This is a genomic window from Sciscionella marina DSM 45152 (assembly GCF_000379465.1).
Lineage (GTDB): Bacteria > Actinomycetota > Actinomycetes > Mycobacteriales > Pseudonocardiaceae > Sciscionella > Sciscionella marina.
Window position 1 is genome coordinate 480,578 of record NZ_KB905380.1, and the last position, 13,418, is coordinate 493,995.

The following is a 13,418-nucleotide window of genomic DNA, read 5'->3' on the forward strand; positions in this document are numbered from 1 at the left end:
GGCGCACATAAGCGCACTCATGCCTTCTGGAGCTCGGCGAGCAGCGCGTCGAGAGCATGGTGCGACTGCCCCGCCCCGTCCTCCATACCGGACTGCAGCATCCCGTCACGCTGTTCGGTGGTCTCGAACTTCGTCCGGGACCGCAGCGTGGTCCGGTCGCCGGATCCGGTGAATTCGAGCGTGTCCACGCAGGGCGGGCCGAGGTGGGCCATCGGCTCGTACTCGAAGGTGTAGACGATCCTCTCGTCCGGCACGATCTCCAGGAACTCACCCCGGAACGGATGCTCCTCACCGTCGGCGCGCTCCACGAAACGGTATTTCCCGCCGACCCGGAAGTCGATTTCCACGTCGAGCGGGTTACCCCTTCCCCACCACCGCTCGAGGTACTCCGCCTTGCTGTGCGCGGCGAACACCAGCGCGGGCGGGGCGTCGAACTCGCGGACCATCATGATCTCGGTGTCCGAGGGGGTGCTCACGGCCAGCTTGTCATCCATGACCTTCCTCTTTCAGTTCACGCAGGAGATCGTCGAGGGCGTCGTAGCGTTCGGCCCAGAATCGGCGGTATTCCCCGGCCCACAGCGCGACCTCGCGCAGCGGACCGGCCGCGAGCCTGCGTGGCCTGGCCTGCCCGGTCCGGCCACGGGAGATCAGGCCCGCGTTCTCCAGGATCTTGAGGTGTTTGGAGATCGCCTGGGTGCTCACGGCGAACGGCTCGGCGAGCTCGTTCACCGTCGCCTCGCCGTCCCGCAGCCGGGCGAGGATCGCCCTTCTGGTCGGATCGGCGAGTGCCGCGAACACCGCACTCAGATCGTCCTGCATTGATTTTCAACCTTCCGGTTTATCAACCGATAGATTGAGTATAGGCCGTGGGTTCGGCGCGTCAAGAGGTTTGTCCGAATCACTGCTCGCCGAGCACCCCGGCCAGCACCCTGGCCCACTGCCGCACGATCGGCCGCCGCCGGGCGCTGTCGTCGCCGAGCACCGTGGCCAGCCCGAACCCGCGGGCCATGTCGAGGGTGCCCTGAATGGTCTCGCGCACCCCTGGCTTGCGCTCGTCGGCGCGCAGCAGTTCGACCGCGACGTGGTGGATGGTGCGCCCGAGTCGCGCCTCGAGCGGCTGCACCCGCGCGTGCAGCGAGGGATCGGCGGAGGCGGCGACCCAGACCTGCAGCGCGGCACGGAAATACGGGCCGACGTAGATGTCCACGAGCATGTTCACCACGGCCTCGACCCGGGTGAGCCCGTGCTCGGGCAGCGCTGCCGCCCGCGCCCTGTTCTCGATGAGCTGGGTCTCGGTGGCGAACTCCAGCGCCCCGGCGATGAGGTCCTCCCGGGTCGGGAAGTGATGCTGCGCCGCGCCCCGCGACACTCCGGCGGCGCGGGCCACGATCGCCACCGTGGTCCCGCTCCAGCCCTTCTCGGCAAGGCAGTCCACGGCGGCCTCGACCAACCGCAGCCGTGTCGCCTTGCTCCGTTCCTGTTGCGGGGCCGTCATGATCAGTACGACTTCGGCAGTCCGAGGGTGTGTTCGGAGACGAAGTTGAGCACCATCTCCCTGCTGATCGGCGCGATCCTGGCCAGCCGGGAACTCGCGAGCATCGCCCCGAGCCCGTACTCGACGGTCAGCCCGTTCCCGCCGAGGGTCTGCACGGCGGACTCCACGGTCTTCACGTTCATCTCGGCGGCGGCGTACTTGGCCATGTTCGCCGCCTCGCCCGCGCCCATGTCGTCACCCGCGTCGTAGAGCGCCGCGGCCTTCTGGGTCATCAGCTTGGCGAGTTCCATCTCGATCTTGCGCTCCGCGAGCGGGTGCGCCAGCGCCTGGTGCGTCCCGATCGGCACATCCCAGACCTTGCGGTTGTTCGCATACTCCACGGCCTTGTCCAGTGCGAGTCGCGCGGAACCGATGGCCAGCGAGGCGGCCATGATCCGCTCCGGGTTGAGCCCGGCGAACAGCGCGGCGAGCGCGGCACTCCCCTCCCCGATCAGCGCCTTCTTGGGCAGCCGCACATCGTCGAGGAACAACTGGAACTGGCTGTCCGCCATCACCATGTCCATCTCGATGCGGGTGGCGGTGAATCCGGGCGCGTCGGTCGGCACCGCGAACAGGGCGGGCCGCAGTTTCCCGGTCGCCTCGTCCGACATCCGCCCGACGATCAGCACCGCGTCGGCGGCGTCCACACAGGAGATGAACACCTTCTGGCCGGTGAGCAGATAATCGTCGCCGTCCTTCTTGGCGATCGTGCGCAGTTTGTGGGAATTCGATCCGGCATCGGGCTCGGTGATCCCGAACGCCATCGAGAAGGTGCCGTCGGCGAATCCGGGAAGCCAGTCGCTCTTCTGTTCATCGGTGCCGAACCGGCCGATGATCGTGGCGCAGATGGCCGGGGAGACCACCATCATCAGCTGCGGGCAGCCACCGGCGGCGAGTTCCTCGAGCACCGCGGCAAGGTCACCGATGCCGCCGCCTCCCCCGCCGTATTCCTCGGCGACGTTCACCCCGAGATAACCGAGCTTTCCCGCAGCCGACCACAGTTCCTCGGTGTTCTGTTTCGCCCGGGCCTTCTCCAGGTAGTATTCCGGGCCGTATCCCTTCACGAAATCGGCGACCGCGTGGCGCAGCGCGATGCGTTCCTCCGATTCCTGGAAATTCGTGATGGCATTCATTCCGATTCTCCTTCCGGCACGACTACGGCGAGTGTCATTCCCATGTCGACCTGATCCCCCTCGGTGACCCGCAGCTCGGCGACGGTTCCGTCGTGCGGGGCGCGGATCTGGTGCTGCATTTTCATCGCCTCGAGCCACAGCAGCGGATCGCCGGCCTTAACCTTGTCCGAAGTGGACACCGCGAGGCGCACTACGGTTCCGGGTGTCTCGGCGAGCAGCGAACCGGGAAGCAGATCAGCACCCGGTTCGGTGAACCGCGGCACCGGGACCAGCGAGACCGAGCCGAGCGCGGAGTCCACCCCGAGCAGCCCAGGACCGTTCTGCTCAGGACCGTTCTGCTCAGCAAAGTGGCCGATCCGGAACACGGTGCGCAGCCCGGAGATCTCCAGTACCACTTCGTGTTCCCCGGCTGTGCAGAGCCGCACCTGCTCGTATCCTTCGGCGTGCAGACCGGAACGGGTCAGCCGATAGGCGACCTCGACCTCGGTACCGCCGTGCCGATAGGCGCGGTGTTGCGGAACCGAGGGCACATTGCGCCAGCCGCTCGGCAGCGCGCCGAGCACCGGATCATCCGAGCGTTGCGCCGCGGCCTCGGCGAGCGCGGCGGCCAATGCCGCGTAACGCACGGTCTCCGGCGTGGCCAGCGGGGCGTTGACCTCGTGCGTGCCCAGGAAGGCGGTGTCGGTGTTCCCGGCGAGGAAATCCGGATCGCGGAGTACCTGGACGAGCTGATCGCGGTTGGTGCGCAGGCCGTGGATGCTCGCCCGTTCGCACGCGTTCGCCAGCCGGCGCGCGGCCTCGGTGCGATTCGGCGCCCGGCAGATCAGCTTCGCGAGCATCGGGTCGTAATGCACACCGACGACCGATCCCGCGCGCACCCCCGCGTCCAGCCGCAGGCCCTGATTCGGCGGGACGGCGAACTCGCTGTCCACTCCGGGGATCGTGAAGGCGTGCAGGGTCCCCGACTGCGGCGCGTAGTCTGCGGCCGGGTCCTCGGCGTAGAGCCGGACCTCGATGGCGTGCCCGCGGATCGGCGGCGGTTCGGGGCCCAGCCGCGCGCCCTCGGCGATCCGCAGCTGCCAGTCGACCAGATCGAGCCCGGTGACGCATTCGGTGACCGGGTGCTCGACCTGCAGCCGGGTGTTCATCTCCAGGAAGTAGAACCGGCCCTGGTCGTCGGCGAGGAATTCCACGGTTCCCGCGCCCAAGTAGCCGATCGCCTCGGCGGCCGCGCGCGCCGCGGTACACAGCCGTTCCCGCATCCCATCGGTCCGCTCCACCAGCGGGGAGGGCGCCTCCTCGAGCACTTTCTGGTGCCTGCGCTGGATCGAGCATTCCCGTTCGCCGAGCGCGAGCACGGTGCCGTGACCGTCCGCGAGTACCTGGACCTCGATGTGCCGTCCGTTCTCCAGGTACGGCTCGCAGAACACGGTGCCGTCCCCGAAGGCGGATTCGGCCTCGGTTCGGGCCAGCGCGAGCGCCTCGGCAAGGCCCGCGCGATCCCGCACCACCCGCATGCCACGCCCGCCGCCTCCGGCGGAAGCCTTGACCAGCAAGGGGAGATCCGCCTCGGTGACCTGTTCGGGATCTAGCTCGGTGAGTACCGGAACCCCGGCCTCGGCCATGATCCGCTTGGCCTCGACTTTCGAGCCCATCGCGGCGATCGCCTTGGCGTCCGGCCCGATCCAGCACAGCCCGGCATCGGCCACCGCGGCCGCGAATTCCGCGTTCTCCGAAAGGAATCCGTATCCGGGATGGATCGCGTCCGCCCCCGACGCGTGGGCCGCCGCCAGCAACAAGTCGGCGCGCAGATAGGTCTGCGCGGCCGCGGATCCGGGCAGCCGCACGGCCACGTCCGCCTCGGTGGCGTGCGGTGCCTCGGCGTCGGCATCGGAATAGACGGCGACGGTGCCGATTCCGAGTTTGGCGCAGCTGGCGAACACCCTGCGGGCGATCTCCCCGCGGTTGGCGACAAGAACCTTTCCCAGCATGGTCATCACATCCGGAAGACGCCGAACCCGGCGCCGTCGAAACGGGCACCCGCCACGGGCGCGTTGTGGATGGCAGAGAGGCAGAGACCCAGCACCGTGCGGGTGTCCCGGGGATCGATCACCCCGTCGTCGTAGAGCATCCCGGAAAGGAAGATCGGCAGCGATTCCGCCTCGATCTGCGCCTCGACCGCGGCCCGCATCGCGGCGTCGTCCTCCTCGCGGTACTCCGCCCCGCGCGCCTGCGCGGCCGCACGCGCCACGATGGAGAGCACCCCGGCCAGCTGCGCGGGCCCCATCACCGCGGACTTCGCGCTCGGCCAGGCGAACAGGAACCGCGGATCATAGGCGCGCCCGCACATCCCGTAGTGCCCGGCGCCGTAGGAGGAGCCCATCAGCACGGACAGATGCGGGACCTTCGAGTTGGACACCGCGTTGATCATCATCGCGCCGTGCTTGATGATCCCGCCCTGCTCGTACTCCTTGCCGACCATGTAGCCGGTGGTGTTGTGCAGGAACAACAAGGGGGTGTCCGACTGGTTGGCCAGCTGGATAAACTGGGTCGCCTTCTGCGATTCCTCGCTGAACAGCACCCCACGCGAATTGGCGAGCACGCCGACCGGATAGCCGTGCAGCCGCGCCCAGCCGGTGACCAGGCTCGTCCCGTACAGCGGTTTGAACTCGTCGAACTCCGAGCCGTCGACGAGACGTGCCAGCACATCCCGGGGATCGAAGGGCATCTTCAGGTCCGGCGGCACGATCCCGAGCAACTCCTCCTCGGCGAACCGCGGCGGAACCGAGGCGACGGGCTCCGGGCCGCGTTTATGCCAGTTCAACCGGGACACGATGTCCCGCCCGATGCGGATCGCGTCGGATTCGTCGGTGGCCAGGTAATCGGCGAGACCGCTGGTGCGCGCGTGCATCTCCGCGCCGCCGAGGGATTCGTCGTCGGACTCCTCCCCGGTGGCCATCTTCACCAGCGGTGGGCCGCCGAGGAACACCTTGGAGCGCTCGGCGATCATCACCACATGGTCCGACATCCCGGGCAGATAGGCACCGCCCGCGGTGGAATTGCCGAATACGAGCGAGATCGTCGGAATGCCCTCGGCGGAGAGCTGGGTGAGATTGCGGAAGGTGGCCCCGCCGGGAATGAAGATGTCCTTCTGGGTCGGCAGATCCGCCCCGCCGGACTCCACCAGGTTGATCAGCGGCAGCCGGTTGCATTTGGCGATCTCGGCCGCACGCAGGCTTTTACGCAGTGAGTGCGGGTTCGAGGCGCCGCCCTTCACCGTCGGATCATTGGCCACGATCAGGCATTCGACCCCGGAGACGACCCCGATACCGGTGACCACGCTCGCACCGACGGTGTAGTCGGTGCCCCAGGCCGCGAGCGGGGACAGTTCGAGGAACGGCGCCTCGCGGTCGAGCAGCAACTCGATCCGTTCGCGGGCCAGGAGTTTGCCGCGTTTGCGGTGCCGTTCGAGGTATTTCTCCCCGCCACCCGCGAGTGCCTTGGCATGCTCGGCGTCGAGTTCGGCGAGCTTGTTCCGCATCGCCTCGGCATTCGCCAGGAACTCCGCCGATTCGGTGTCCACACCCGATTTCAGTACGGTCATTCCGTCGCCCCTCTAGTAGCCGAGCAGTTTCGCCGCGAGCCCGGTCATGATCTCGGTGGTGCCGCCGCCGATACCCAGGATCCGCATGTCCCGGTACTGACGCTCCACTTCGGACTCCGCCATGTAGCCCATCCCGCCGTGCAGCTGCACCGCCTGGTTGGCCACCCACTCGCCGGCTTCCACCGCGGTGTTCTTCGCGAAGCAGACCTTGGCGAGCATGTTCTCTCCGGCCAGGTGCCGGGCCGCCACATCCCTGGTGTAGCTGCGCGCCACATCGGTGCGCCGGGCCATCTCGGTCAGCGTCTGGCGCACGGTCTGCCGCTTGATCAGCGGTTTACCGAAGGTTTCCCGCTGCCGGGCCCATTCCACGGTGAGATCGAGGCAGCGTTGCGCCGCGGCATAGGCCTGTACCGCGAGGCTGAGCCGCTCGCTGACGAAGTGTTCGGCGATCCGGGCGAAGCCGGTGTCCTGTTCCCCGACCAGATTGGCCGCGGGAACCCGTGCGTCCACATAGGACAGCTCGGCGGTGTCCGAGGAATGCCAGCCCATCTTGGCGAGTTTGCGGCTGACCGTGAACCCCGGTGTTCCCTTCTCCACGACCAGCAGCGAAATCCCTTGCGCGCCTTCGCCTCCGGTGCGCACCGCGGTGGTGACGAAGTCCGCGCGCGTCCCGGATGTGATGTAGGTCTTGGCGCCGTTGACGAGGTAGTGCTCGCCCTCGCGCCGGGCCGTGGTGCGGATCCCGGCAACATCCGATCCGCCGTCCGGTTCGGTGATGGCCAGCGAGCCGATCTTCTCCCCGGCCAATGTCGGTGCCGACCACTCGCTCAGCTGCCCGGGGTTCCCCGCGCTGATGATGTGCGGCAGCGCGATCCCGCAGGTGAACAGCGAGGCGAGCACCCCGCCCGCGGCCCCGGAGTAACCCAGTTCCTCCGCGACGACGAGCCCGTCGATGACGTCCCCACCCCCGCCACCCGCGGACTCCGGAAACGCCGCGCCGAGCAGTCCCGCCCCGCCCGCGGCACGGTGCAGCGCGCGCGGCAGTTCTCCCACGCGCTCCCATTCCGCTTGGTGCGGCAGGATTTCCCGCTGCGCGAAGCTCCGCACCGTCTCGCGCAGCCGGCTGCGTTCCTCGGTCTCGAAGGGGTTCACAGCAAAACCTCCGGGATGTCGGCGACTCGCGAACGGAACCATTCGCCGAGCGATTTGGCCTGCGGATCGAACCGGGTCGACGCGGCGACACCCTTGCCGAGCAGACCGTGGATCACGAAGTTCAGCGCGTGCAGATTGGGCAGCTCGAACCGTTCGATCTCCAGATCCGCGGTCTCCGGGAGCAGTTCCCGCAACCGCGCGATGGAAAGCTGTCCGGAAATCCAGCGGTAACCGAGCTCATCCCGCGCCCACACTCCGAGGTTGGCGTCCCCGCCCTTGTCTCCGGAGCGGGCACCGAGCACCCGGCCGAGCGGGGCGCTCACCGTTGCCCCACCGACCGGTTCGGTCACCGATTCCGGTTGTCCCGCAACGGTTTCCCCGGACTGATCGAAGGGGTGCGGGATCGGTTTGCGGGTTCCGTCCGGCAGCACGGCGTACTGCTGGATCGCCTCACGGTCCACATAGCCGGGGGTGTACACCCCGACCGGCGACCCCTTCCCCGGTGGGCTGGTCATGGTGAAGCCGGGATAGGAGCCGAGCGCGAGCTCCACGGCCGCCCTGGAGAACCGGTCGGCGCGTTTCGGGTCCGGGGTGCGGATGGTCGCGGTGTAGAGCGCCGAGGCGAGCTGCTCGGTCTCCGCGTCCACCCGGTCGGTGCGGGCGAGGTCGAAGATCAGCTCGTCATCGGGGAATTCGGCGCGCAGCTGCCGTTCGACCAGTTCCGCTTTCGCCTCGATGTCCAGCCCGCACAACACGAAGGTCATCGCGTTGCGGAATCCGTCGAGCGTGTTCAGGCAGACCTTGACGGTCCGCGGTGGCGCCTCGCCCCGGGTCCCGGAAAGCTCCACCCGGTCCGGGGCGAGTTCGCGCAGCCGCACCGTGTCGAAGCGCGCGGTCACATCCGGATTGCGGTAGGCGGGCTCGGCGATCTCGTACAACAGTTGCGCGGTCACGGTTTCCGTCGTGACCGCGCCCCCGGTGCCCGGATGCTTGGTCAGCACGCTGGACCCGTCCGCCCGCAGTTCCGCGATCGGGAAACCGGGCTTGCGCAGATCGCCGAGTTCGGTGAAGAAGGAGAAGTTCCCCCCGGTCGCCTGGGTACCGCACTCGATCACGTGCCCGGCGGCGAGCGCGCCCGCGAGCCGGTCGTAGTCGTCCATGCCCCAGCCGAAATGCGCCACCGCCGGACCCATCACCAGCGCGGCATCGGTGACCCGGCCGGTGACGACCACATCGGCGCCCGCCTCGAGACAGGCCACGATCCCCCAGCAACCGAGGTAGGCGTTCGCGGTCAGCGGCTCACCGAAGCCGAACTCCGCGGCGCGCGGGCGCAGATCGTCGCCCTCCACGTGCGCGATCCGCGCTTCCAGCCCGAGTTCGGCGGCGAGCTCACGCAGCGCCGCGGCGAGACCGGCCGGGTTCAGCCCGCCCGCGTTCACCACGATCCGCACCCCGCTGGCGAGCGCTGAGCCAAGGCTTTCCCGCATCTGGCGCAGGAATGTCTTGGCATAGCCCAGGTTCTCGTTCGCCATCCGGTCCCGGCCGAGGATGAGCATGGTCAGCTCGGCGAGGTAGTCCCCGGTGAGCACGTCGATCTCGCCACCGCCGAGCATCTCGGCGACCGCGTCGAACCGGTCACCGTAGAAGCCGGACACGTTCCCGATCCGCAGCACCTCGGTCATTCGGGCTGGCGGGGTCATGCGAACTGTCCCGCCGCGCGCCCCTGCCCGGAAGGTCCCGCGAAAGCCTGGGCGATCTCCAGCCAGTGCGCCGCGTCCGATCCCTCGGCGCGCACATCCACATCCTCGCGGTGCCTGCGTTGCGCGGCAAGCAGGCAGAAACCGAGCGCGTCACCGGTGACCCGCTGGGCGGCGTCCTCGGGCCCCCAGGTCCAGCGTTCGCCGTCCGGGGCGGTCAGTTCGACCCGGAACTGCTCCTCCAGCGGGGTCAGCCCGTGCACGAGGTAGGCATAGTCGCGGGCCCGCACCGCGATGTGCGCCACGTGCCGCAGCCGCGCGGTCGGCACCCGCTCGACCCCCAGGGTGTCCGCGATGTCCTGGCCGTGCGCCCAGGTCTCCATCAACCGCGCGGTGACCATCGAGGTCACCCGCATCGGCGGGCCGAACCAGGGCAGTCTGCGCTCCGGATCGTGCTCGGTGAGCGCGGTGCGCAGCGCCTCCCGACCGGACCGCCAGCCACTGAGCGCCTCGGTGTGCGAGGCGTCGGCACGCTGCTCGGCCGCCTCGTCGACCAGGTTCTCGGTCACCGTCGGCAGCCAGTCGGTGAATCCGGCCGGGTCGGTCGCAGCGAACCGCGCGACCTCGTCGGTCCAGGCCAGGTGCACGATCTGGTGCTTGATCGTCCAGCCCGGCGCCGGGGTCGGCATGGCCCAGCCCTCCGCATCAAGGCCGGTGACCATGGCGTCCACCTCGGCGCTCTCGGCCCCGAGGTCGGTGAGAAGCGCCTCGATGCGCATCGCCGCTCCGTTCCTCAGCTCATCCGCTCTCCGGAGAGCGTGCCAGCGCGCCAAGATAAAATCAAGCGCGCATGCTGGTTTTGGGTGAGAGGCCTCCATCGAGGAGAACCTTGCCGAGGTCAAGGATCTGCCCGGACGAGCCCCTCGGGCACTGACGCGAGGGCCGATTCCCGCCAGCCCGGCGGCACCGCACCGATTAGGCTCGCGCGCGTGACATGGCAGAGCTACGGGGCGTTCGCCGCGCTCGCGGTACTGGTGATCATCGTGCCGGGGCCGGATTTCGCGTTGATCCTGAAGCATTCGCTGCACGGTGGCCAGCGCGCGGGACTGGCCGCGAGCGCCGGGATCACCACGAGCAATCTCATCCAGGGCAGCGCGGCCGCGCTCGGGCTCGGGGCACTGATCGTGGCCAGCGAGCCGGTGTTCCTCGCACTGCGCTGGGCGGGTATCGCCTATCTCGCGTTCCTCGGCGTGCAGGCGCTGCGCAGCGCGATCGCCGGGACTTACACCGCACCCGCGGAGAAGACCGGTGCCGCCGCCCGGGTCTGGACGGCCTACCGCCAGGGTTTCCTGTCCAACATCACCAATCCCAAGGTGCTCACCCTCTACCTCTCGGTGCTGCCGCAGTTCCTGGGCAACGGCACGACCGGGTTCGACGCGCTGCTGCTCGCCTATTCGCACGCGGTACTCGGCCTGCTGTGGCTGCTACTGGTGGCCACCGCGCTGCGCTGGATGCGCGGCTGGCTGACCCGGGCCCGGGTGCGCCGCTGGATGGACGCGGTGACCGGCTGCGTGCTCATCGGTTTCGGCGTCCGGCTGGCCACCGAATAGCCGAACAGCAGCGAGCGCCCGTGCTCCGGTCGCACGGGCGCTCGCTGCCCGGTTCTCGCTCGCCTAGATACTCAGATCGGGTTTGAGCTTGGCGATACTCCATTCGCGTTTTCGCTTGGCCAGGAAGGTACTCAGGGCCAGTGCGGCGATCAGATAGCCGGCGAGTACGAGCACCGATCGCACCAGGTGCGCGTTGTCCCCGCCGGTGATGGTCACCCGCAGTCCGTCGACGAGATAACTCATCGGCAGCACCGGATGCAGCGCTCTGAAGAAGCCGGGCAGGGTCTCCGCCGGATAGGTACCCGCGCAGGTGGTCAGCTGCAGCAACAGCAGGATCAGGATCACCGCGCTGCCCACTCCGCCGAGCGCCACCCGGCACAGGTGTGCGATCGCGGTGAACGCGGCGGCGGCAAGCACCATGATCCCGAGCAGTGCCCACGGATATCGCGCATCCAGGCCGAGGCCGAGGCTGACGACCACGTCCAGGAGCACGGCGGCGAGCACACAACAGGTGGCCGCGGGGAGATAACCGGAGAACGCGACCACGAAGCTGTTCGCCTTACTGGCCAGCGCGCGCTTGGAGATCGGGCGCAGCACGAGGAACGCGGTGATACCGAAGACCACGAGCGCGATGGAGAAGAAGAACGGGGTCAGCCCGCGGCCGTAGTTGTCCGCCGGATGCAGGTTCTCGGTGGCCACGTCGACCGGGGAGGCGAGCGTGGCGGCATTGTCCCGCTGTTGCTGCGAGGACAGCACCGGAAGCTGATCCTTCGCGTCCTTGAGGCCCTTGGACAGTTTGTCCGCCCCGCCGTGCAGGGTGCCGATCCCCTGGTTGAGGCTCTTCGCGCCCGGGGTTGCCTGGCCGATCCCGTTGTCCAGATCGTTCGCGCCCTTGGCCACATCCTTGGCACCGTTGGAGAGCTGCTGCAGTTTACCCGCCGCGCCACTGACCTGCGCCTGCAGCTGCGGGGCGTCCGCGGCGACGGCGGATGCGCCCTGGGCCACCGAGGCGGTGCGGTTCTTCACCGTGCCCGCGGTCGCGTTGACCTGGTTCACCGAGGAGGTGAGGTCACCGGCGATCTCGGCGAGCCGCTGATAGGCGGGATCGGACTGCACGTCGGGATGGTTCTGGCCGACCTGGGTGATTCGTCCCTGGATGGTGTCCAGCTTCCCGGAGAACCGGTCGGACACATCGGAGGCCTTGCTCGCGAGATTGGCCGCGTCGTTCGCCGCCGTCGACGCGGTACCGGTGATCGCAGGGATCGAGTCCGCGATCCGGTTGGCCACCGGGCCGACCCGGTCGTTGATCGTGCCGACCCCGTCGGCGACCTGTTGCGCGCCCGGGGCCAGTTTGTCCGCGCCCGCCTTGAGCTTGTCCAGCCCGGTGACGAGGTCTCCGCTGCCCTTCTGCGCGCTGCCGAGACCGTCGCGCAACTGGTCGGCGCCGTTCGAGGCATTGGTGATGCCATCGTGCAGCCGCTGCATGTTGCCGAACACGGACTGGAAATACGCCGAGACCGCGGCCGCGCTGATCTTGGTCTGCAGCTCGGACTGCACCGTCTGGGCCATCTTCCCGACGATGTAGCCGTTCGCGTCGTCGAGCGTGATCAGCATTCCCGCGCGCTGCGGGGTGCCGTTCGCCCCACTGGCCAGTTTCCGGGAGAAGTCCTCCGGCACCGAGATCTTGAAGTAGTAGGTGCCGTCGTGCACGCCTTCGTCGGCTTCGGCCCTCGAGACGAAGTGCCAGTCGAAGATCCGGTCGTTGCGCAGCTCGTCGGTGAAGATCTTGCCCGCGTCCACGTGCTGGCCCTGCACGTCCACCGGCTTGTCCTCGTTCACCACGGCGACCGGGATCTGGTTGAGTTTGCCGTAGGGGTCCCAGTTCGCCCACAGGTAGAGCCCGCCGTAGAGCAACGGGACGAGCACGATGAACACGAGCGCGGCCCGCTGCAGCGGTTTGCGGAACCGCCGGATCTCCTGCCATGCCAGCTTAAACGCCCGCATTGATTCCCTCCTCGGTTGCGCCGAGTTCGCAGACGGCGGCGCCGTAGCGGCGCGCGATGTCCGCCGAGTGTGTGCTCGCGATGACCGATACGCCGTATCCACTGAGTTCGGCGAGTGCCGCCCAGATCCGCGCCTGCTGCGCCTGGGTGACCTGCGCGTCCACATCGTCCACGACGAGCGCGGACGGCTTGCCCGCGGCGGCGAGGGCAACGGCGAGCAGCGTGGCGTCATCGGCGGGGAGTTCGCCCACGAAGGCGGCCCCATCCACGCTGAGGCCGAGCACCCCGGCCGCCCACTCGTAGTCGATGGGTTTCCCGGCGAGCATCCCGGCCTCCGCGCGGTGGTCGATCACCCGCAGGTCCGGCTCCAGCTCGGCGGCGCCGGTCACCCGCGCGACCGCGACCGCCTCGCGGACCGCGGATCGCCTGAGTTCCGCGTTGCCCCGCTCGTCGAGCACCCGCAGCGTGCCCGAGCTCGGCTTCGCCCGGCCGGCCAGCGCGAGCAGCAGCATGGTCCGCCCGCTTCCCGAGGACCCGGCCACCGCGGTCAGCGATCCGGTCGGCACGACGAGATCCACACCGTTGAATATCCAGCCCCGCTTGGTTCCGAGGCTCAGGGCGTCCGCGATCAACACCGGAATCGACTCGTTCATCGCCCGTGCCCCTCGCGGGAGCCGGCCAGCTC

The 13,418-nt window shown here is 68.7% G+C and carries 12 protein-coding genes; 1 reads left to right on the plus strand and 11 read right to left on the minus strand.

Annotated features, from left to right (window positions below):
* Positions 1–17 precede the first annotated feature (17 nt).
* The 9 genes from A37U_RS0102240 to A37U_RS0102280 form a co-directional block, all read right to left on the minus strand.
* Positions 18–494: an SRPBCC family protein gene (locus A37U_RS0102240; RefSeq protein ID WP_020494981.1), complete on the minus strand. Its 477-nt coding sequence runs from the start codon at positions 492–494 to the stop codon at positions 18–20.
* Positions 487–819, minus strand: coding sequence for an ArsR/SmtB family transcription factor (locus tag A37U_RS0102245; protein WP_020494982.1), 333 nt, complete (start codon positions 817–819; stop codon positions 487–489). The genes A37U_RS0102240 and A37U_RS0102245 overlap by 8 nt, the downstream gene beginning before the upstream one ends.
* Before the next feature lie 79 nt (positions 820–898).
* Positions 899–1,495: a TetR/AcrR family transcriptional regulator gene (locus A37U_RS0102250; RefSeq protein WP_020494983.1), complete on the minus strand. Its 597-nt coding sequence runs from the start codon at positions 1,493–1,495 to the stop codon at positions 899–901.
* A gap of 2 nt (positions 1,496–1,497) precedes the next feature.
* Positions 1,498–2,667 (minus strand): acyl-CoA dehydrogenase family protein, encoded by a 1,170-nt coding sequence (locus A37U_RS0102255; RefSeq protein WP_020494984.1) that lies wholly within the window; start codon positions 2,665–2,667, stop codon positions 1,498–1,500.
* Complete coding sequence (locus A37U_RS0102260; RefSeq protein WP_026196790.1) at positions 2,664–4,658, minus strand: acetyl/propionyl/methylcrotonyl-CoA carboxylase subunit alpha; 1,995 nt, start codon at positions 4,656–4,658, stop codon at positions 2,664–2,666. Before A37U_RS0102260 ends, A37U_RS0102255 begins: the two co-directional genes overlap by 4 nt.
* A 5-nt stretch (positions 4,659–4,663) precedes the next feature.
* The gene (locus A37U_RS0102265; protein ID WP_020494986.1) at positions 4,664–6,271 is read right to left on the minus strand and encodes an acyl-CoA carboxylase subunit beta; all 1,608 of its coding nucleotides are present in this window, start codon (positions 6,269–6,271) and stop codon (positions 4,664–4,666) included.
* 12 nt (positions 6,272–6,283) lie between these two features.
* Entirely contained in the window at positions 6,284–7,465 is a 1,182-nt protein-coding gene (locus A37U_RS0102270) for an acyl-CoA dehydrogenase family protein (protein WP_051111532.1), read from the minus strand.
* Positions 7,420–9,105 carry an acyclic terpene utilization AtuA family protein gene (locus A37U_RS0102275; RefSeq protein WP_020494988.1) on the minus strand — a complete coding sequence of 562 codons (1,686 nt, stop codon included), beginning with the start codon at positions 9,103–9,105 and terminating at the stop codon, positions 7,420–7,422. Before A37U_RS0102275 ends, A37U_RS0102270 begins: the two co-directional genes overlap by 46 nt.
* A 14-nt stretch (positions 9,106–9,119) precedes the next feature.
* Complete coding sequence (locus tag A37U_RS0102280; protein WP_020494989.1) at positions 9,120–9,899, minus strand: TIGR03084 family metal-binding protein; 780 nt, start codon at positions 9,897–9,899, stop codon at positions 9,120–9,122.
* Positions 9,900–10,109: 210 nt separating this feature from the next.
* Between A37U_RS0102280 and A37U_RS0102285 the strand changes: the two genes are divergently transcribed.
* Complete coding sequence (locus tag A37U_RS0102285; RefSeq protein WP_020494990.1) at positions 10,110–10,730, plus strand: LysE family translocator; 621 nt, start codon at positions 10,110–10,112, stop codon at positions 10,728–10,730.
* 63 nt (positions 10,731–10,793) lie between these two features.
* Here A37U_RS0102285 and A37U_RS0102290 read toward each other — a convergent pair whose 3' ends face one another.
* Positions 10,794–12,734 carry a YhgE/Pip domain-containing protein gene (locus A37U_RS0102290; RefSeq protein ID WP_020494991.1) on the minus strand — a complete coding sequence of 647 codons (1,941 nt, stop codon included), beginning with the start codon at positions 12,732–12,734 and terminating at the stop codon, positions 10,794–10,796.
* Positions 12,721–13,386, minus strand: a complete 666-nt coding sequence (locus A37U_RS42005) for an ATP-binding cassette domain-containing protein (protein WP_020494992.1) — start codon at positions 13,384–13,386, stop codon at positions 12,721–12,723. Before A37U_RS42005 ends, A37U_RS0102290 begins: the two co-directional genes overlap by 14 nt.
* Between the last annotated feature and the right edge of the window lie 32 nt (positions 13,387–13,418).